Raw genomic sequence first — 18,924 nt, 5'->3', positions numbered from 1 at the left:
GTCAGGCGTCCACGCGGGCCGAGGACACGATCGAGAGGTACGGCGCATCGATGTCGTATTCCTCGAACGCCGAGAGAGCCGCACGCGCGAACGTCCGCTGAACCGCCCACTGTCGTCCCGGCCTGGTGCGAGCCGTGATGCGCAACGTCACCGATTCGGCTGTCACGGCGTTGACGCCCAGCATCTCGGGCGTTTCGAGCACGTCGGCTTCGATGGCATCACTCCGCGCGGCCTCCAGGATGGCGTCGAAGGCGACCTCACATGCCCGTTGGACGTTGGCGGCGTGCGCGATCGGCAGATCCACCACCGCAACCGCGTGACCCTGGCTCATGTTGCCCACCCGGACGATCTCACCGTTGCGGCAGTACCACAGCGTGCCGTTGACGTCGCGGATCGTGGTGACCCGCAGGCCCACCGTCTCGACGGTTCCCACGGCTTCACCGAGATCGACCACGTCGCCAACGCCGTATTGATCCTCGAGCAACATGAACACGCCCGACAGAAAGTCCCGGACGAGGTTTTGCGCACCGAATCCCAGCGCGAGACCGATCACACCGGCGGACGCGATGAACGGGGCGACATTTACCCCCAGGATCCCGAGGATCTGCAGCACACCCCAGATGAGAACGACGATCGAGACTGCGGACTTCAGTACCGACCCGATGGTGGTGGCGCGCTGCGCTCGGCGCTCGTTCACCATTGCTTCCTTGATGCCTCTCGGCGCTCGCTCACGCAGAGGGCGAAGCATCGCCGGTTTGTCGGTGGGAGTACGCCGCCGGGTCATACGTTCGATCAGCCGGTGCAGCGCGAACCGCAGGATCAACGCGAGTACCACGTAGATCGCTATCTCGGCCGGTCGGTGTATGAGCCAGTCCCGGTTGGTTTCGGTCAGTTCGAATGCCTGCAGCGAAGACAACATCGCACCCGAGTGTACGGACGGACACGGCCGGACCACCGCCATCCACCCCCTCCCCACGGCACAATGCAGGAGTGACCGCCACCGACTCAGCCAGTGTTCTCGTGGTCGACGACGACGAGGACGTGCGGACTTCGCTCGAACGTGGTCTGCGCCTGTCCGGATTCACCGTTCTCACCGCGATCGACGGCGCCGACGCGCTCCGCGTGGTCAGCGAGCAACGTCCGGACGCGATGGTCCTGGACATGAACATGCCCGTCATCGACGGCACCGGTGTCGTGACCGCGCTCCGCGCGATGAACAACGACATCCCGATCTGCGTCCTCAGTGCCCGCGACACCGTCGACGACCGAATCTCCGGACTGGAGTCCGGGGCAGACGACTACCTGATCAAGCCGTTCGTCCTGGCGGAGTTGATCGCCCGCATCCGGGCCATGCTGCGGCGGCACGGCACCACGTCCCCGGCAGGTGACGCCCCGGCGGCTCCGCCGATCCGCGTCGGTGCCCTCGAGATCTTCGTCTCGGCACGCAGGGTTTTTCTCGCAGGCCACGAAGTGATCCTGACCAAGCGTGAGTTCGAACTCCTCGAGGTCCTCGCCCGCAACGTCGGTATCGTCCTGAGCCGCGAACGACTGCTGGAACTGGTGTGGGGCTACGACTTCGTTGCCGACACCAACGTGGTGGACGTCTTCGTCGGATATCTGCGGCGCAAGTTCGAAACCGAGGGACAACCGCGCCTCCTTCACACCGTGCGCGGTGTCGGTTTCGTGCTGCGGGAGCCGTCGTGAAGCGCTCGTTCTCCCTCCGGACCCGTGTCGCGGCGGCCACCGCGCTCGGGGCGACCATCATCGTCGTGGCGTTGGGCATCCTCGTGGCGTTCGCCATCAACCGGAACAATCTGTCCCAACTCGACCGCCGGCTCGAAACGGCGTCCGACGTGCTGGTCCCCAACGCGGCGACGGCCGGACTGTTCCTCGGCGCGCTGGGCGACAAGGGTGCCTTCGCGATCACCATCCGATCCTCGGACGGCGACACCGTTCTGGTGAGCACACCCACCCGGCTACCCGCCCTCGAACCAGGGTGGCAGTCCGTCGACGTCGGCGGCACGGAGTACCGGGCGTTCACCGCGACGACACCCTTCCTCGGAACGCGGATTTCACTCGCCGTCCCGTACTCGGAGGCACAAGACGTCACCACCGAACAGCAGCGCCAGGTGGCCCTCGTCGGTGTCCTGGCCGTTGCCGCGGCCAGCGGCCTCGGCTGGTTGTTCGGCGGCCGGGCGGTTCGTCCCCTCGTCGACCTCACCGGCCGCATCGTTCGCCGCGAACCGGAGTTGACGCCCGCGTCCTCCGGCGTTCGCGAGGCAGACGAACTGGCCTCTGCGGCAGAATCGATGCTCCGTGATGTCGCCGAGGCGCAGAACGCCACCACCGCCGCGCTCGCCACCGCGCGCGACTTCGCCGCCGTGGCCGCCCACGAACTGCGCACGCCACTGACCGCGATGCGCACCGACCTCGAGGTGCTCACCACACACGACCTGACCTCCTCGCAGCAGAGCGAAATCTTCGGCGACCTGATCCGCGCCCAGGGCCGGGTTGAATCCACGCTGTCGGATCTGGAGCGGCTTGCCCGCGGAGAACTGTCCACCGACGAGGACTTCGTGGACTGCGACCTCGTCGACATCTGCGACCTCGCCGCCGAGGACGCGATGCGTCACCGTCCCGGACTCCAGGTCACCGTCGATGCCGCTCCGCTGACGGTCCGCGGGATGCCGGGTGGACTGCGGCTGACACTGGACAATGCGATCACCAACGCTGTCCGGCACGGGGGTGCGACAGCGGTCCGGATCACGCTGAGAGCCGTGGACGACGCCACCGTCATCACGGTCGACGACAACGGGTCGGGCGTACCGGACGCGGAGCGGACCCAGGTGTTCGAGCGGTTCCACCGCGGTACCAACGCCACCAGGAGCGGGTCGGGACTCGGGCTCGCGCTCGTCGCTCAACAGGCGGCGCTGCACGGCGGACGTGCGCATTTCGAGGACAGCCCACTCGGCGGTGCCCGGTTGGTCGTGGAACTGCACACCGCCGATGCACATCCGATGCCGCATCTCCCCGCGACGCAGAACGCAGAAAGTCCCGCCTCACCGAGGTGAGACGGGACTTTCTCGCGCAGAGCGGGAAGCTATTCCTTGGCGTCCAGGAGATCGATGACGAACACCAGGGTCTTGCCGGACAACTGGTGGCCGGCACCGGCCGGGCCGTAAGCGAGCTCCGGCGGGATGGTGAGCTGACGACGTCCGCCGACCTTCATGCCGGGGATGCCGTCCTGCCAGCCCTTGATGAGGCCGCGCAGCGGGAACTGAATGGACTCACCACGGCTCCACGAAGAGTCGAACTCTTCGCCGGATTCGAACTCGACACCGACGTAGTGCACGTCGACGGTGCCCCCCGGCACGGCCTCGGCGCCTTCGCCGACCACCAGGTCCTTGATGACCAGGTCGGTCGGGGCGGGGCCCTCTTGGAACTCGATCTCGGGCTTGGTCATGTGTCCTCCTCGGTGAGGGCTGTCTGGTTCGGCACAGGATCGCAGATCAGCGACTTGTGACGTCCTTGTAGTCACGCTCGGTGTAACCGGTGTAGATCTGGCGCGGACGGCCGATCTTCGTGGCGGGATCCTCGTGCATCTCCCGCCAGTGCGCAATCCACCCGGGCAACCGGCCCATGGCGAACAGGACGGTGAACATGCGCGTGGGGAAGCCCATAGCTCGGTAGATGAGGCCGGTGTAGAAGTCGACGTTGGGGTACAACTTGCGCTCGACGAAGTAGTCGTCGGTGAGCGCTGCCTCTTCCAGTGCCATCGCGATGTCGAGCAGTTCGTCGTCGCCACCGAGCTTGTCGAGGATGGTGTGCGCCGTCTGCTTCACGATGGCCGCGCGCGGGTCGTAATTGCGGTAGACGCGGTGCCCGAAGCCCATGAGCTTCACGCCGTCTTCCTTGTTCTTGACCTTGCGAACGAAATCGCCGGCGTTGCTGCCGCTGGCCTTGATCTCGTCGAGCATCTCGAGGACTGCCTGGTTGGCGCCGCCGTGCAGCGGGCCCCAGAGTGCGTTGATGCCACCGGAGATGGAAGTGAAAAGGTTGGCATCCGAGGATCCGACGAGGCGCACCGTCGACGTCGAGCAGTTCTGCTCGTGGTCGGCATGCAGGATCAGCAGCATGTCGAGTGCCTTGGCGATCTCGGGGTCGATCTCGTACGGCTCCGCGGGGAAGCCGAACGTCATCCGCAGGAAGTTCTCGACGAGGTTCAGCGAATTGTCCGGGTACAGGAACGGCTGTCCTACGGACTTCTTGTACGCATACGCCGCGATGGTCGGCAGTTTCGCCAGAAGCCGGATGGTCGACAGTTCGACCTGCTCGGGGTCGGCCGGGTCCAGGGAGTCCTGGTAGTACGCCGAGAGCGCGTTCACGGCGCTGGAGAGAACCGGCATCGGGTGCGCGTTGCGGGGGAACCCGTCGAAGAACCTCTTGAGGTCTTCGTGCAGCAGCGTGTGCCGGCGAATCCGGTCGGTGAACGACTCGAGCTGCGTTGCGGTCGGCAGCTCACCATAGATCAGCAGATAGCTGACCTCGATGAACGTCGACTTCCCGGCCAGCTGCTCGATCGGGTAACCACGGTAGCGGAGAATTCCGTTTTCACCGTCGATGTAGGTGATCGCGGAGCTGGTGGAGGCGGTATTGACGAAACCCGGGTCCAGGGTGGTGTACCCGGTGCTGGCCAGCAGCTTGCCCAGTTCGATACCGTCATTGCCCTCGGTTGCCCTGGCAATGGACATCGTGTGCTCACCACCAGGGTAGGTAAGCGTGGGCTTTGTGTCATTGTCAGGCACGAAGCATCCCTCTCAAGCTCAAACCAATGAGTAACAACTTCATTCAGGTAGAAACTAGTCCCACTCCAGCGCGCATGCCGCAGGAGGGTCCGCGGAAAGGGCCGGAACCCGCCCGCGCCGCCGAATGCCACGAGACGATGGCGGCGAGACCGGACGGCCCACTGCGCTACCCGATATTTCGTGCGGTGCGAACGGCCGGGATGAACGGCCGGTGGTCGCCCGACAGAGAAGAGGCGGCGTTACCTGCACCGATGGCATCACCAGTGCTCGAACGCACAATCGCGCCCGGAACGCGGTGAGGCGAACTTGCTCCGGATGGTGCCATCGGCCGGACCCGGCCGCGACAACAGATGAACCCCCGCGAGACTTATCGAACGGTGCGCATTCGGTGTTACACCGTCTCACTCTGTGGACACTTGCCGCCGCGGAGCGGATCGTCAGGAACCCACCGTCGTCATGCCCCATCGGCCGGACCAGTGCTGCCCGGGAGCGAGCACCAACTGGTCGATGCCGGAGTTGAAGGAATCCGGCGGACAGGTCATCGGTTCGAGGGCCAGTGCCCGCCCGCGACCCGGATAGGACTTGCCGTCCGCCGGGTCGGCGATGAAGGCCTGTAACCAGCCGAACTCGCGGCCCGCCCACAGCATGGTTCCCGTGCCGTCCGGGGCACGCAGTTCGTGGCGGGACCTACCGTCCGGGTCGACGTCCAGCGCGCTGAACGGCGTGTCGAGCGAGACCCCGGCGAGAGGCCGGGGGCTGGTGAAGTCGTAGTCGCTGCCGGCAACAGCCTGCGAGCCACCGTTCGGCAAGCGGCGGTCGTCCAGCGGCAACCGGGTGCCGGCGGACAGGTGCAGCGTGCATTCGTCGAGGGGAACGTCACCGACCCGGACGTACGAGTGCATTCCCATGCCGAACGGCGCCGGGATCGCCCCGGTATTGGTGGCGGTGTGGGTGACCGTCAGACCGGACGCGTCCACCGCGTATTCGACGGTGACCCGCAGCGGATACGGCCAGCCCTTGTGAAGTCCCACATCGATCGACATCTCGACGCGGTCCTCGGCACGGCTGACGACACGCCAGTCCCGGCGGCGGACGAAGCCGTGACTGGCGTTGCCGAACTCCGTGTCCGTGATCTCGAGCTGGTGGTCGATGCCGTCGAAGACGAAATGACCGTCACGGATCCGGTTGGGCCACGGCGCGAGGATCAATCCCGCCGACAGCGGCGGCCGGGACCCGAGTTCCCACGTCTCGGTCAGCGCCCGCGGGCCCTGCGGGGTGTCGCACTCGAGTTGCCGCAACCCGGCACCCGTGACTGCGATCTCGGCCCGGTAACCGCCCCCTCGGATCTCCACCCCGCTCGCTGTGGACCTCTTCGTTTCCGACGACTGCGGTTCACCCATGCACCACAGTGTGCCCGAAATCTGTGACAGGGCACAGGAACCTAACGAGCGACCTTGTATCGCATCAGCGCGGGGAACGCCACCGCCGCGATCACCACTCCGACGACGACGAGGACGCCGCCACCGGCCGCGGCCACGCTCGTTCCGACTGCAGCGGCAGCAGCGCCGTGCAGGACGTCACCGATGCGGGGGCCTCCCGCGACGACGACGATGAAGACGCCCTGCAAACGCCCGCGCATCTCGTCGGTGGCCACCTGCTGGAGCATCGTGCTGCGGAACGCTGCGGACACCATGTCGACAGCACCACCGAAAGCGAGAAAGGCGAGGGCTGCCCACAACAGGACGGGACTCTCGCCCGGGGACGCAACCCCCACCACGAGGCCGAAGCCCAGCATCGCCAGTCCCCACAGCACGATGCACACGACAACGGCACGCCCCTGCCGCCGCACCCTCGGCAACCAGCCGGAGAACACACCACCGGCCACCGCGCCCACGGACATCGCCGCGAACAGCAGTCCGAGCGCGACGCCACCGCCGGCGGGGTCACCGAAGGTGTCATGGGCGATCTGGGGGAACAGCGCCCGGGGCATTCCGAAGACCATGGCGATGATGTCGACCACGAACGACGCGAGCAGCACCTTCTGGGTAGCCAGGTACGCGAAGCCGTCGAACACTTCCCGGAATCCGGCGCGGCGTGACTCCCCCGTCGGCGGAATGGCCGGCAGCCGGAGTACCGCCCAGAGGGTGGCCAGAAGTGCTATCGAATCGACGAGATACAGCGTCGACAGGCCGACGGCCGGAATCATGACCCCAGCGAGCAGCGGTCCGGCGATCGCACCGAATTGCATCACCGTCATGTTCAGCGAGTTGGCCGCCGCCAGCTGTCGCATCGGAATGAGCCGCGGGATGATCGCGCTGCGGGTGGGCTGGTTCACGGCGAAGAACGCCTGTTGCAACGCCAGCAGTCCGAGTACCAGCCACACGTTGTCCAGGCCGAGCGCCGCCTGCACCCAGAAGAGCACGGAGGTCGCCCCGAGGCCGACCGTCGTGATCGTCAGCAAGGTGCGCCGATCCATGACGTCGGCGAGGGCGCCGCCCCACAGGCCGAACACGATCAGCGGTACCAGGGCGAACACTCCGGTCAGACCCACGTACGCGGAGCTGCGCGTGATCTCGTACACCTGCTGGGGAACGGCGACCACGCTGAGCTGCCCACCGATGACGGTGACGATCCCGGCAGCCCACAGGCGCCGGTAGTCCTTGTTCTCCAAGGGCGTCGTATCTGCGAGGAACCGTCTCGACCGACGACCTCTCGTCACTTGCCCGGTCACGGCTGCAGTCTCTCGACGGTCCAGCCGTCCCCGTGCCGCGACGTCCGGATTCGATTGTGCATTCGGTTGGCCCGGCCCTGCCAGAACTCGACTACCTCGGGACGGATGAGGATGCCACCCCAGTTCGGCCGCACCGGGATGTCGACGTCCACGCGGAAGCGCTCGGCGACGTGCAGGAGCGCTGCATCCAGTTCGGTCCGCGAGCCGATCGGCCGCGACTGCTCCGACGCCCACGCACCGAGCCGCGACCCCCGAGGCCTGCTGTGCCAGTACTCGTCGGTGACTTCGGCGCTGACCCGTTCGGCGGGACCGCGGACAGTGATCTGCTTGGCGATCGGCACCCAGGTGAAGGTCGCCGACGCGTACGGAACGGCCGCGAGCTGTCTCCCCTTGTCCGAGTCGTAATTGGTGAAGAACAGCACTCCGGCTGAGCTCAGACCCTTGCAGAGAACCGTGCGCGTGCAGGGATGACCGTTCTCGTCGACGGTGCCGAGCGTCATCGCGTTCGGCTCGGGAATTCCCGCCTCCACGGCGTCTTCGAGCCAGCGACGCATCAAGGGCAGCCAGCCGTCAGTCAACTGCTCGGCGTCCAGATCGGACTCTTCGGACGGTCCGGCGATGCCCTGATGTCCGTAACCGACGCGCATCGCCGCGAGGTCGTGGTTCGCCGGACCCGGCTGTTCTGCATCTGATGACACAGCGGAGAACGCTACTCCCGGGTATGCACTGACCGTCCCTCCGGTGACACCGGCTAAAGTTTTGGAGACCGAACCCGCCCCCGCCGGATCGTCGCCTCCACTGCGCGACACCACGAGGGTGGGAGGCCGATTGCGCGGACGACGAGTGCCTGCCCATCCCGCATGCACGATCAGCGCAGTTGTCGAACGCCGAGGCAGTGCCGCTCTGACCGGGGGCACTCGAACGAGGAGAGTCCACGAGCTATGTCAGCGAGCGCGGCAGTACCGGAGGATTTCGTCAGCGGACTGGAAGGCGTGGTCGCGTTCACCAGCGACATCGCTGAACCCGACAAGGACGGCGGCGCACTGCGCTACCGCGGAGTCGACATCGAGGACCTGGTCGACAAGCACGTCACCTTCGGCAACGTGTGGGCGCTGCTCGTCGACGGCCGCTTCGGCCCCGGCCTGCCCCCGGCCGAACCGTTTCCCCTCCCGGTACACACCGGCGACGTCCGCGTCGACGTCCAGGCCGGCCTCGCGATGCTCGCCCCCATCTGGGGATACCAGCCACTGCTCGACATCGACGACGACACCGCCCGCGAACAACTCGCCCGCGCCTCGGTGATGGCCCTGTCCTATGTTGCCCAGTCCGCCCGCGGCATCTACCAACCCGCCGTCCCGCAGAAACGCATCGACGAGGCCGAGACCGTCACCGAACGGTTCATGGTTCGCTGGAAGGGTGAACCCGACCCCGCCCACGTCGAAGCGATCGACGCCTACTGGGTCTCCGCCGCCGAGCACGGCATGAACGCCTCCACCTTCACCGCCCGCGTCATCGCCTCCACCGGCGCCGACGTCGCCGCCTCCCTGTCCGGGGCCATCGGCGCCATGTCCGGCCCGCTGCACGGCGGCGCCCCCGCCCGCGTCCTGCCGATGATCGAGGACACCGAGAAATCCGGCGACGCCCGCGCACTGGTCAAGGGCATCCTCGACCGCAAGGAAAAATTGATGGGCTTCGGGCACCGCGTCTACCGCGCCGAAGACCCCCGCGCCCGCGTGCTGCGCGCCACCGCCGAACGACTGAAGGCCCCCCGCTACGAAGCGGCTGCCGCCCTCGAACAGGCCGCCCTCGCCGAACTGCGTGAACGCCGCCCAGACCGGGCAATCGAGACCAACGTCGAATTCTGGGCCGCGGTCATCCTCGACTTCGCCGAGGTTCCCGCGCACATGATGCCCGCGATGTTCACCTGTGGTCGCACCGCAGGCTGGTGTGCCCACATCCTCGAGCAGAAACGTCTGGGCAAGCTCGTCCGCCCGGCCGCCATCTACACCGGACCCGCACCCCGCTCCCCCGAGTCCGTCGAGGGCTGGGACCAGATCGCCCACACCAGCTGAGCACCTCACCGGAAATATTCAGTAAGGAACAGAAAGTAGCGATGACCTCCACACCGATCATCCCCGCGGACCTCCTGCCCGCCGACGGCCGTTTCGGCTGCGGACCCTCCAAGGTTCGCCCCGAACAGCTTCAGTCGCTGGTGGAGGTGGGCTCCTCGGTGTTCGGCACCAGCCACCGCCAGAAGCCCGTCAAGGACGTCGTCGCCAGCGTGCGTTCCGGGCTCGCCGATCTCTTCTCCCTCCCCGAGGGATACGAGGTGGTTCTCGGCAACGGCGGCACCACCGCGTTCTGGGACGCCGCGGCGTTCGGCCTCATCCGCGAGAAGTCGCTTCACCTGACGAACGGCGAGTTCAGCTCCAAGTTCGCGTCGGTCGCGAAGAACAACCCGTTCATCGGTGATCCGATCGTCGTATCGGCCGAGCCGGGCAGCGCCCCCGAGCCCGTGTCCGACCCGTCCGTCGACCTCATCGGCTGGGCACACAACGAAACCTCCACCGGTGTCGCGATCCCCGTGTCCCGTCCTGCCGGGTCGGAGAATGCGCTCATCGCCATCGATGCCACCTCGGGCGCCGGCGGACTGCCGGTGAACGTTGCCGACGCCGACGTCTACTACTTCGCCCCGCAGAAGAATTTCGCGGCCGATGGTGGCCTGTGGATCGCGCTGATGAGCCCGAAGGCCCTCGAGCGGGTGGCGGAGATCAAGGATTCGGGTCGCTGGACCCCCGACTTTCTCTCGCTGCCCATCGCGGTGGACAACAGCTCGAAGGATCAGACCTACAACACGCCGGCAGTGGCCACACTCCTGTTGTTCGCGAACCAGATCGAGTGGCTGAACAAGCAGGGCGGCCTCGACTGGGCAACCTCGCGCACGGCGGATTCGTCCTCGCGTCTGTACCAGTGGGCTGAGGCGAGCGAGTACGCCACCCCGTTCGTCACCGATCCCGCGCACCGCTCGCAGGTGGTCGGGACCATCGACTTCGACGACAAGGTCGATGCCGCCAAGGTGGCGAAGATCCTGCGCGCCAACGGTGTTGTCGACACGGAGCCGTACCGCAAGCTGGGCCGCAACCAGCTGCGTGTCGGCATGTTCCCGGCGATCGATCCCGAGGACGTCTCGCAGCTCACGAAGAGTATCGACTGGGTCGTCTCGCAGCTCGGCTAGCGCTCGACCCGTATCAGCCCCCGGCATCGCTGCCGGGGGCTGACCTCGTTCAGTCGGTGGCGAGGAAACGGTGGAACGGGGCCAATGCCTCGTCCCCGAGGTGAGGGCCACTGACCTCGATTTCGACATTCGCGGAATCGACTACGTCGGAGCAGCGTAAGCCGAACCGCGGTCCGTCCGGGAGGATTCGGCCGAAGTCGTCGGACGACGCGGCGAACACCACCCGGCTGATCCCCGCCCAGACCATCGCGGCGCTGCACATCGGGCACGGCTCACCGCTGGCGTACATGGTGGCGCCGACGAGCTGTTCCGTTCGCCCTTCGGCGCAGGCGGTGGTGATCGCATCGAGTTCCGCGTGCTCGGTGACGTCGCCGGACGTGGCGACAGAATTGGCGCCCTCGCTGATGACGTGCCCATCGGAGCCGACGGCCACCGCGCCGAAGGGTTTGTTGCCGGCGTCGCCGGTCTCGTCGGCCAGTTCGATGGTGCGCCGCAGATGGGCGAGGTCGGTGCCGTCGACATCGGTATGGCTCATCGTCGGGGTCCACTTCTGTTCCGACTTCCCGTTCCCGGGCTCTGTCGATCAGTATGCGCGCCGCCACCGGGTCCTGGAGGCCGATCACGGCGGAGTTGTAGACGGTGATGTCCTATGTCCGACACCCCGGCGTTGGTCCGGGTGTGTTCCATCGCAGGGGTTCCAGCCCCACCGGCCCGAGAACGCGGATGCTCCGACGTGTAACGTTCTCGGTCAACAGAACTGGCCGCTGGCGTGCGCCTGGCCGTGATCGACTTCGACGCGATCCGACTTCGCGAGATACAACCTGGCATAGCGACGACCCGACTCCCGCTGTCCGGTTGCCCACGGGATCTACGCCTTTTGTTTTGCGGGAGAGCGCTTCGGGTACAGGGAACCTCAGCGATGGTCCGCGAAGCCGGACCGAGGCTCTCGCTACACCCGAACCAACAGGAGACACGATGCGCAAGACCATTGTCGCCACCTTTGCCGCTACCGCGATCACGTTCGGTGGCGTCGGCGTAGCCCATGCCACCGCTCCCGAAGTCGCAACCGGCACCTCTGTCGTGGCGCAGCAAGCGCAGGACGAGCACAGCGACAGCGAAGACAGCGACAAGACCGGACTGTGGGGGCTCCTGGGCCTCGCGGGCCTGCTGGGTCTCGCCGGGCTCAAGCGTCGGCACGAGCCGACCGTGCGCACCGACGCCGGGACCGACCCGACCCGCCGCCCCTGACCTGAGACCATGGTGATGCCCCGGCCGCGAGGCCGGGGCATCACCGTGTCAGCACATTGCCGGGCATGGGGCGGACTGACCGCTGAGGACTCTGCGCGCATCTTCGATCAGGAGTCGCGAACGGAGGGGCGGGCGGCCGAAATCGAACGCGCGACCCCTGCAACTCTCCGGCTACTGATGCGCTAGAAATATGGGCGTGGATTCAGAGCAGGTATTCGGTGGCGGCGAGCCGCAGCGGGTGGGCAGCTTCCAGTTCTTCCTGGACGGGCATCGGTGGGAATGGTCCGATGCCGTCGCCCGCCTGCACGGGTATCAGCCCGGCGAGGTGACACCGACCACCAAGCTGTTGCTCTCCCACAAACACCCCGAGGACCACCCACACGTCGCCCGGGCGCTGGACCGGATGATCAATGACGCCGAACCGTTCAGCAGTAAACACCGCATCATCGACACCGCAGGCAAGGTCCACCAGGTCGTGGTGGTCGGCGACCGCATGTTCGACGACACCGGCACGGCAATCGGCACGACCGGGTTCTACATCGACATCACCCACTCGCACCGCAGCGACGTCAAAGAGTCAGTCGACGAGGCGGTCGCCGAACTCTCCGAGTCACGGGCGGTGATCGATCAGGCCAAGGGCGCGTTGATGCTGGTGTACGGCATTCCTGCCGCCCGCGCCTTCGACGTCCTCGCATGGCGCTCCCAGCACACCAATACCCGGCTCCGCACCCTCGCCGAACAGATCGTCACCGGCCTCATCGAGTACGAACCCGACGCCGGTCTGCGCACCTGGTTCGATCATCTGCTGCTCAACGCCCACCAGCAAACCCGGCGACCGGAGTAGGGGACGGTTCCGCGGGCGGTGGGCGAAACGTCGAAGCGTAACGCGGACGTGATCCCTTTTGCCGGGATCGCACCCGCGCGTGTCCTCCCGCACCGGCTGTCACGAATGAATTACAGTTGGCGCGGTACATAGTCGCGAGCCGGCGCGATAAGGAGGTCAACGTGCGAGAGCTTCGAGTGATCGGTCTCGAGCCAGATGGTTCGCACGTCGTGTGCGCTGATGCTGATACCGGCGAAAAATTCCGGCTTCCCGCCGATGACAAGCTCCGCGCAGCATCCCGCGGGGACATCGCTCGACTCGGCCAGATTGAGATCGAAATGGACAGTCAGCTCAGACCCCGTGAGATCCAGGCCCGCATTCGCGCCGGCGCTTCCGTAGAGCAGGTGGCTGACGAGGCCGGTATTCCGCTGTCGAAGGTGGAACGCTTCGCCTACCCGGTTCTGCTCGAACGCTCCCGTGCCGCCGACATGGCGCAGGGTGGTCACCCCGTCCGCGACAACGGTCCCGCCGTTCCCACACTGGCAGAGATCGTCACCCAGGCCTTCCGGGCGCGCGGACACAACATCGACGACGCCACGTGGGACGCATGGCGCGACGAGGACAACCACTGGGTCGCCCAGCTGCAGTGGCAGGCGGGGCGCACCACCAACGCCGCGCATTGGCGGTACCAGCCGGATGCCCACGGCGGCACCATCGTCGCGCTCGACGACACGGCGTTCGACCTGATCGACCCCGACTTCGGCCGTCCGCTGCGCGGATTGGCGCCCGTGGCATTCGACGAGCCTGAGCAACTCGAATTCGCCGACTACCCGGTGGAGCCCCCTCTACCTGCGCCCGAGCCGGAGCGCATCGTCGAAGCCGAGTCCGACGTGCCCGAGCCGGTCGACGAAGACGACACCGCGCCCGAGCACACCGCACCGAAGATCGCCCCTCACCAGACCTCGAACAAGGACAAGCGCGGAAAGCCGTCGCTTCCTTCCTGGGACGACGTTCTGCTCGGCGTTCGCAGCAGCGGACGCTGATCACCGGCGCGGTGAGCGAGCCGGAGACACGCTCGTGGTCGTACTCTTTCAGGTAAGCACAGAAAGAGAGGGAGGACCGTGGGGGCGAAGGTATCAACGATCTGGTACGTAGACGCCCCTGATCCACTCGCGGTCCTACGTGGACACCCGCGATCCGATCCTGATGCCGCCCAGGCGCTCGCCAGCCGGCTCTACCCCGATCTCCTGGCCACGCCCACGGGTGCGGCAGTGCTGTCCGACGCGTCCGCGATCGACGGGGGCGGCACGGTGTATATCGGTTGCTACCCCGGTGTGACCGTCGTGTGCACGGCCGAGTTGGCGATCCCCCGTCCATCCACCCTGCCCGAAAACCGGGTTCTCTCTTCGGATTTCGAGCGGATCTACTACGTGGCGTCCAGGCCCGACGTCGCGTGGGGTTCGTTCGCGGTATGGGAGGACGGCAAAATGACCCGCTCGTTCAGCGCGACACCGGTACACATCCACGAAGACCTAGGTCTTCCCCTGGTGTGGGAAAGACCGTACTGGGCGGGCGAGTTCCCGCTGCAGTATCCCTCGGGGGTTCTTCCCGATCCGCAGTCGCTGCCGTTCCACCCACAACAATTCGCCGAAGCCGCCAACCGGAACTGGCTGGGATTCCGGTATACCGGACCCCGAGAGGACACCGAACTCGACCCGAAGTCCCTCCCGGTGCTCGCCTTCGCCGTTCACAGCCCGGGCGAAGGGCCCGACAAAGTGGAGGACGCGAACACGAATACGGAGGAGACGGTCGAGGCGAAGAAGGCCGCGCCGGAACCGGAGCCGGAATCGGTGCCCGTTGCCGTCGGTCCACACCCGGCCCGCAGGCCCGGACGCCTGCGCAGGTATTTCGGCTTCTGAGCCGTCAGGTCGCGCCCGCGAGCGCCGCGACCCATCCCGCGAGAACTCCCACGCCCAGCCCGTAGACCACCCAGCGCCACACTTGTGTCCGGCGGTATCGCCACGCCGTCGGCGCGACACCCGCCACTACGACCAGCTCCAGGAAGACCGCGAGCACCGGGTTGATGCGGGCCAACTGGGTGCCGAACGCGATCACCGCAACCGCCACGACAACCGCGGTGAATCCGGTGACCAGAAGCCCGGTGAACCACGGGACCCCGGCACCGGACACCGGCCGTGGTTCAGGCGGCACCGTCACCGACCCGTCCGGACGCGTTCGTAGAACGCCATCGCGGCGGCGGTGGCCACGTTCAGCGAATCCGTCCCCGGGGCCATCGGGATGCGGGCACGGACATCCGTGGCGCGCATGGCATGTTCGGTGAGGCCTGGGCCTTCCGCGCCGAGCAGGACGGCGACCTTCTCCCCCGTCATGGCCTCGGCCAAGGTGATCGCTTCGGGGTTCGGAGTGAGCGAGATCAACTGGAATCCGCGCTCGCGCAACGCGTCGAGGTCGCGCGGCCAAGCCGATACGTGTGCGAACGGAACCCGCAGGACATGCCCCATCGACACGCGAACCGCCCGGCGGTACAGCGGGTCTGCACATCCCTTGCCGAAGACGACGGCGTCCACTCCCAGTCCGGCGGCATTGCGGAACATCGAACCGAGGTTCTCGTGATCGTTCACTCCCTCGAGAACAGCGACCGTTCGCGCGTTGTCGAGCACCTCCGGCAATTCCAGCGGCACCGGTCGACGCGCCGCGGCCAGTACGCCGCGATTGAGATGGAATCCCACGACCTCGGCCATGACATCCGCCGTCGTTCGATAGAACGGGACGTCCACCCGAGCCAGGTCGTCCGCGAGTTCCCCGAGCCGGCGATCGACGCCCAGAAGCGCGATCGGGTCGAAACGAGAGGCAAGCAGGCGCTGAGCCACCAGCACGCCTTCCGCAATCACCAGGCCCTTACCTTCGGGAAGATCCGGGCGGCGATCCGAGGAGTTGAGATCGCGGAAGTTGTCCAGCCGCGAATCGGCCGGATCTGCTATGTCGATGACGGAAACCACTGGTCCATCGTGCCGTATGTGCAGAGTCACCCCGTTGACTCCCCACCACCGAACGCGAAAGCTCGAAGGGATGAAGCAACTGCACGGACGCACGGCTCTGGTGACGGGTACCTCCGGCGGCCTCGGCCGCGTCATCGCACGGGCGCTGGCGCGTGAAGGCGTCACCGTCGCGGTGTCCGGCCGGCGCGAGGATCGACTCGCGGAAGTCGTCGGTGAACTGCGTGCTCTCGGTGTGCGCGCCGAGGCCGTGCCCGGGGACCTGAACCGGCTGGAACAGCTCGATTCGCTCATCGAACGCACCGAGGCGGCAGTCGGTCCCCTCGACCTGCTGGTGAACAACGCCGGTGTGGAGAACGTCTCGGCCTTCACCCGACTCGACCCCGGCGAGCTCACCGCAATGGTCGACGTCAATCTCACCGCACCACTGCTTCTCACACGCCGAGTGGTTCCCGGGATGCTCGACCGCGGTTGGGGACACGTGGTGTTCATCTCGTCGCTGGCAGCGAAGATCGGTCCGGCGTACTGCGCGCCGTACGCCACGACGAAGGCGGGCCTGATCGGTCTCACCCAGTCGCTGCGGGCGGAGTACGCGGGCTCGCCCGTCGGCTTTTCCGTCGTGTGCCCCGGCTTCATCGCCGGCGACGGCATGTACCAGCGCATGACGGAACGTGGCATCAGGGCCGGCCGGATCACGGGCGAGACCACCACCGACAAGGTCGCCGCCGCCGTGATCCGGGCAATCCAGCGTGACCGGCCCGAGATCGTCGAGAGCGGAGCCCCGATCCGCCCGCTGCTCGCTCTGGGGCAGATCGCGCCGGGACTGGTCGAACGGGTGGCCGCGCGGTTCGGCGCCACCGCGATGTTCCGGCGGTTGAGCGAGGACCGCGGCAGGGTGGAGCCGGACGCTTGACGGCAGCAAGCTCCTCCGAGTCGCGTGTCCGGGGGCGGGCACTCACCTAGGCTCGCGTGGGTGAGGGATTCCACACCGACGGTCGGTTCGCCTGCGGAACTGGCGCGGGCGCTCGACGCCACGGGCTACCTCGCCGACGACGGCGTCGCGATGGCCGCGTTCCTCGCCATACGTATGGGACGGCCGCTGTTCTGCGAGGGTGAACCCGGCACCGGCAAGACGTCGCTCGCGACCGCGTTGTCGGAGGCGTTCGACCTGCCGCTGATCCGCCTGCAGTGTCATGAGGGCATCGACGCCGCGCAGGCGCTCTACGACTGGGACTTCCCGCGGCAGCTGCTGCACCTGCGGACGCTCGAGGCGGCGAGTAACGGCCTGCTCGAGGCCGACACCGTCGAACGCTCGCTGTACACCGAGCGGTTCCTGCTGGCCCGCCCATTGCTGCGGGCGCTCACCGAAGCGCCCTGCGTGCTGCTCGTCGACGAGATCGACCGCGCCGACGACGAGTTCGAGGCGTTCCTGCTGCAAGTATTGGATGAGAACGCCGTCACCATCCCAGAACTCGGCGAGGTGCGGGCGGCGACACCGCCGCTGGTGGTGCTCACCTCAAACCGCACCCGCGAAGTGCACGACGCCCTCAAACGCCGCTGCCTGTACCACTGGCTCGAGCACCCCGACCTGGCCCGGGAGGTCGCGATCCTGCGGCGCCGCATCCCCGGCATCGGCCCCGACCTCGCCACGCAGGTCGCCCGCGCCGTCCACTCCCTGCGGGAGATGGAACTCCTCAAGCCGCCGGGGGTGGCCGAGGCGCTGGACTGGGCACGCGCATTGCGCGAGCTCGACCGGGACGTGCTGGACGCGGAAACAGCCGCCGCGACGCTCGGCGCCGTCCTCAAGTACCGCGAGGACCTCGAACGGGTCGCCCGCGCCGGACTGGACCGGCTCCTGGCCGGGTGAGAACCATGTCCGCAGCACCGGACGCCGGCGATCCTCTCGTGGGGTTCGCCGGGTTTGCGCACGCCCTCGCAGCCGCGGGACTGCCGGTCGCGTCGGACGCCGTCGCCGCCTTCACCCGGGCACTCCGCGAGGTGGAAGTGGGCAATTCCGAACAGGTGTACTGGGCAGGTCGCGCGACGCTGTGCCGCGGTCAGGGCGACATCCCCCGGTACGACTCGGCGTTCGCAGCCTGGTTCGGCGGTACCGTTCCCGCCCGGGTGCCGCGAGCCGGGGAACTGCCTCGTCGTGCCCGAACCGCCGCCCTGACCACGACGGACGGCGGCGACACCGGTGGCGACGCGCCACATCTGCGGGTCGCCGCGGACGACACCGAGGTGTTGCGCCACCGCGACATCGCCGACCTCACCGCGGCCGAGCGCGCGCACCTCGCCGAGTTGATCGCCGCCCTGCGCCCGCGGCCCCCGACCCGCCCAGCCATCCGGATGCGCCCGGCCCGCCGGGGGACGGTGGACCCGCGCCGCACCGTGCGGGGCATGCTCGCGGCGGGCGGCGAACCGGTGCGGCCGAGCCTCCACCGCAAAGCCACCCGACCACGCCGGATGGTGCTGCTCATCGACGTGTCCGGTTCGATGAGCCCGTACGCCGACGCACTGCTGCGTTTTGCGCACGTCATCGCCCGCGGCAACCCGGGCGGCACGGAGGTGTTCTCGCTGGGCACCCGCCTGACCCGGCTCTCCCGGGCGCTGCGGGTCCGCGACCCGGAAGTGGCGCTCGCCGCAGCGGGCCGGGCCGTGCCCGACTGGGCGGGCGGCACTCGTCTCGGTGATACGCTGCGCGCGTTTCTGGACCGCTGGGGCAGGCGGGGCGTGGCCCGCGGCGCCGTCGTAGTGATTTTCTCCGACGGCTGGGAGCGCGGTGACCCGACCCTGCTCGCGGAGCAGATGGCTCAACTGCGCCGGCTTGCCCGCACCGTGCTGTGGGTGAATCCGCACGCCGGCGCTGACGGCTACGAGCCGGTGCAGTCCGGGATCGCGGCCGCGCTGCCGTACATCGATCGTCTGCTCGCCGGCCACAGCCTCGCGACACTGCAGGAACTGCTCGAGGTTGCACGCCGAACGTGACCATTCCGGAACGGGTTCCACGATTTCGGGTGTTGTTCGCGCTCTTTCGGCGCAGAGTAGGACGTATCACCTGGGGC

General features: G+C 67.4%; 20 protein-coding genes. 11 read left to right on the top strand and 9 right to left on the bottom strand.

Features of this window, described 5'->3' with window-relative positions; genetic code table 11:
• Position 1: 1 nt before the first annotated feature.
• The gene (locus NOF53_RS02230) at positions 2 to 919 is read right to left on the bottom strand and encodes a mechanosensitive ion channel family protein (protein ID WP_255965325.1); all 918 of its coding nucleotides are present in this window, start codon (positions 917 to 919) and stop codon (positions 2 to 4) included.
• 71 nt (positions 920 to 990) lie between these two features.
• Between NOF53_RS02230 and NOF53_RS02225 the strand changes: the two genes are divergently transcribed.
• Together NOF53_RS02225 and NOF53_RS02220 are read left to right on the top strand one after the other, a co-directional pair.
• Positions 991 to 1,704 carry a response regulator transcription factor gene (locus NOF53_RS02225; protein WP_255965324.1) on the top strand — a complete coding sequence of 238 codons (714 nt, stop codon included), beginning with the start codon at positions 991 to 993 and terminating at the stop codon, positions 1,702 to 1,704.
• Entirely contained in the window at positions 1,701 to 3,071 is a 1,371-nt protein-coding gene (locus NOF53_RS02220) for a sensor histidine kinase (RefSeq protein WP_255965323.1), read from the top strand. The genes NOF53_RS02225 and NOF53_RS02220 overlap by 4 nt, the downstream gene beginning before the upstream one ends.
• A gap of 29 nt (positions 3,072 to 3,100) precedes the next feature.
• On the opposite strand, the gene NOF53_RS02215 is transcribed toward NOF53_RS02220, so the two are convergent.
• From NOF53_RS02215 to pdxH, 5 genes are all read right to left on the bottom strand, one after another.
• Positions 3,101 to 3,463: an FKBP-type peptidyl-prolyl cis-trans isomerase gene (locus tag NOF53_RS02215; RefSeq protein WP_109327431.1), complete on the bottom strand. Its 363-nt coding sequence runs from the start codon at positions 3,461 to 3,463 to the stop codon at positions 3,101 to 3,103.
• Positions 3,464 to 3,509: 46 nt separating this feature from the next.
• The gene (locus tag NOF53_RS02210) at positions 3,510 to 4,805 is read right to left on the bottom strand and encodes a citrate synthase (protein WP_255965322.1); all 1,296 of its coding nucleotides are present in this window, start codon (positions 4,803 to 4,805) and stop codon (positions 3,510 to 3,512) included.
• Between the two features lie 437 nt (positions 4,806 to 5,242).
• The gene (locus tag NOF53_RS02205) at positions 5,243 to 6,205 is read right to left on the bottom strand and encodes an aldose 1-epimerase family protein (protein ID WP_255965321.1); all 963 of its coding nucleotides are present in this window, start codon (positions 6,203 to 6,205) and stop codon (positions 5,243 to 5,245) included.
• A gap of 41 nt (positions 6,206 to 6,246) precedes the next feature.
• Entirely contained in the window at positions 6,247 to 7,536 is a 1,290-nt protein-coding gene (locus NOF53_RS02200; protein ID WP_255965320.1) for an MFS transporter, read from the bottom strand.
• A complete protein-coding gene (gene pdxH / locus NOF53_RS02195) occupies positions 7,533 to 8,234 on the bottom strand; it encodes a pyridoxamine 5'-phosphate oxidase (RefSeq protein ID WP_374212554.1) in 702 nt (233 codons plus the stop codon). The genes NOF53_RS02200 and pdxH overlap by 4 nt, the downstream gene beginning before the upstream one ends.
• Before the next feature lie 243 nt (positions 8,235 to 8,477).
• Here pdxH and NOF53_RS02190 point away from each other — a divergent pair, with 243 nt between their 5' ends.
• Positions 8,478 to 9,608, top strand: coding sequence for a citrate synthase 2 (locus tag NOF53_RS02190; RefSeq protein WP_255965319.1), 1,131 nt, complete (start codon positions 8,478 to 8,480; stop codon positions 9,606 to 9,608).
• 41 nt (positions 9,609 to 9,649) lie between these two features.
• Positions 9,650 to 10,771, top strand: coding sequence for a phosphoserine transaminase (gene serC, locus NOF53_RS02185; protein ID WP_255965318.1), 1,122 nt, complete (start codon positions 9,650 to 9,652; stop codon positions 10,769 to 10,771).
• A gap of 49 nt (positions 10,772 to 10,820) precedes the next feature.
• On the opposite strand, the gene NOF53_RS02180 is transcribed toward serC, so the two are convergent.
• Positions 10,821 to 11,306: a nucleoside deaminase gene (locus NOF53_RS02180; protein WP_255965317.1), complete on the bottom strand. Its 486-nt coding sequence runs from the start codon at positions 11,304 to 11,306 to the stop codon at positions 10,821 to 10,823.
• A 440-nt stretch (positions 11,307 to 11,746) separates the two neighbouring features.
• Between NOF53_RS02180 and NOF53_RS02175 the strand changes: the two genes are divergently transcribed.
• From NOF53_RS02175 to NOF53_RS02160, 4 genes are all read left to right on the top strand, one after another.
• Positions 11,747 to 12,019 (top strand): WGxxGxxG family protein, encoded by a 273-nt coding sequence (locus tag NOF53_RS02175; RefSeq protein ID WP_255965316.1) that lies wholly within the window; start codon positions 11,747 to 11,749, stop codon positions 12,017 to 12,019.
• Between the two features lie 190 nt (positions 12,020 to 12,209).
• Positions 12,210 to 12,863, top strand: coding sequence for a PAS and ANTAR domain-containing protein (locus NOF53_RS02170; protein WP_255965315.1), 654 nt, complete (start codon positions 12,210 to 12,212; stop codon positions 12,861 to 12,863).
• A 161-nt stretch (positions 12,864 to 13,024) separates the two neighbouring features.
• Complete coding sequence (sepH, locus tag NOF53_RS02165) at positions 13,025 to 13,885, top strand: septation protein SepH (RefSeq protein ID WP_255965314.1); 861 nt, start codon at positions 13,025 to 13,027, stop codon at positions 13,883 to 13,885.
• Between the two features lie 78 nt (positions 13,886 to 13,963).
• Complete coding sequence (locus NOF53_RS02160) at positions 13,964 to 14,761, top strand: DUF6928 family protein (protein ID WP_255965313.1); 798 nt, start codon at positions 13,964 to 13,966, stop codon at positions 14,759 to 14,761.
• A gap of 4 nt (positions 14,762 to 14,765) precedes the next feature.
• Here NOF53_RS02160 and NOF53_RS02155 read toward each other — a convergent pair whose 3' ends face one another.
• Both NOF53_RS02155 and NOF53_RS02150 read right to left on the bottom strand, forming a co-directional pair.
• The gene (locus tag NOF53_RS02155; RefSeq protein WP_374212553.1) at positions 14,766 to 15,059 is read right to left on the bottom strand and encodes a DUF2537 domain-containing protein; all 294 of its coding nucleotides are present in this window, start codon (positions 15,057 to 15,059) and stop codon (positions 14,766 to 14,768) included.
• On the bottom strand, positions 15,056 to 15,862 hold the full coding sequence (locus NOF53_RS02150) for a TrmH family RNA methyltransferase (RefSeq protein WP_255965312.1): 807 nt from the start codon (positions 15,860 to 15,862) through the stop codon (positions 15,056 to 15,058). Before NOF53_RS02150 ends, NOF53_RS02155 begins: the two co-directional genes overlap by 4 nt.
• 70 nt (positions 15,863 to 15,932) lie before the next feature.
• Here NOF53_RS02150 and NOF53_RS02145 point away from each other — a divergent pair, with 70 nt between their 5' ends.
• The 3 genes from NOF53_RS02145 to NOF53_RS02135 are packed head-to-tail and all read left to right on the top strand — an operon-like array spanning position 15,933 to position 18,847.
• Entirely contained in the window at positions 15,933 to 16,772 is an 840-nt protein-coding gene (locus tag NOF53_RS02145; RefSeq protein ID WP_255965311.1) for an SDR family NAD(P)-dependent oxidoreductase, read from the top strand.
• Positions 16,773 to 16,832: 60 nt separating this feature from the next.
• Entirely contained in the window at positions 16,833 to 17,726 is an 894-nt protein-coding gene (locus NOF53_RS02140) for an AAA family ATPase (protein WP_255965310.1), read from the top strand.
• Between the two features lie 5 nt (positions 17,727 to 17,731).
• Positions 17,732 to 18,847, top strand: a complete 1,116-nt coding sequence (locus NOF53_RS02135; protein WP_255965309.1) for a vWA domain-containing protein — start codon at positions 17,732 to 17,734, stop codon at positions 18,845 to 18,847.
• Positions 18,848 to 18,924 lie beyond the last annotated feature (77 nt).

The sequence above is a fragment of the Rhodococcus tibetensis genome (genome assembly GCF_024438035.1).
GTDB classification, from domain to species: Bacteria; Actinomycetota; Actinomycetes; order Mycobacteriales; family Mycobacteriaceae; genus Rhodococcus_F; species Rhodococcus_F tibetensis.
The sequence above is the reverse complement of the archived record's forward strand: the minus strand, read 5'-3'. Positions and strand labels throughout refer to the sequence as shown.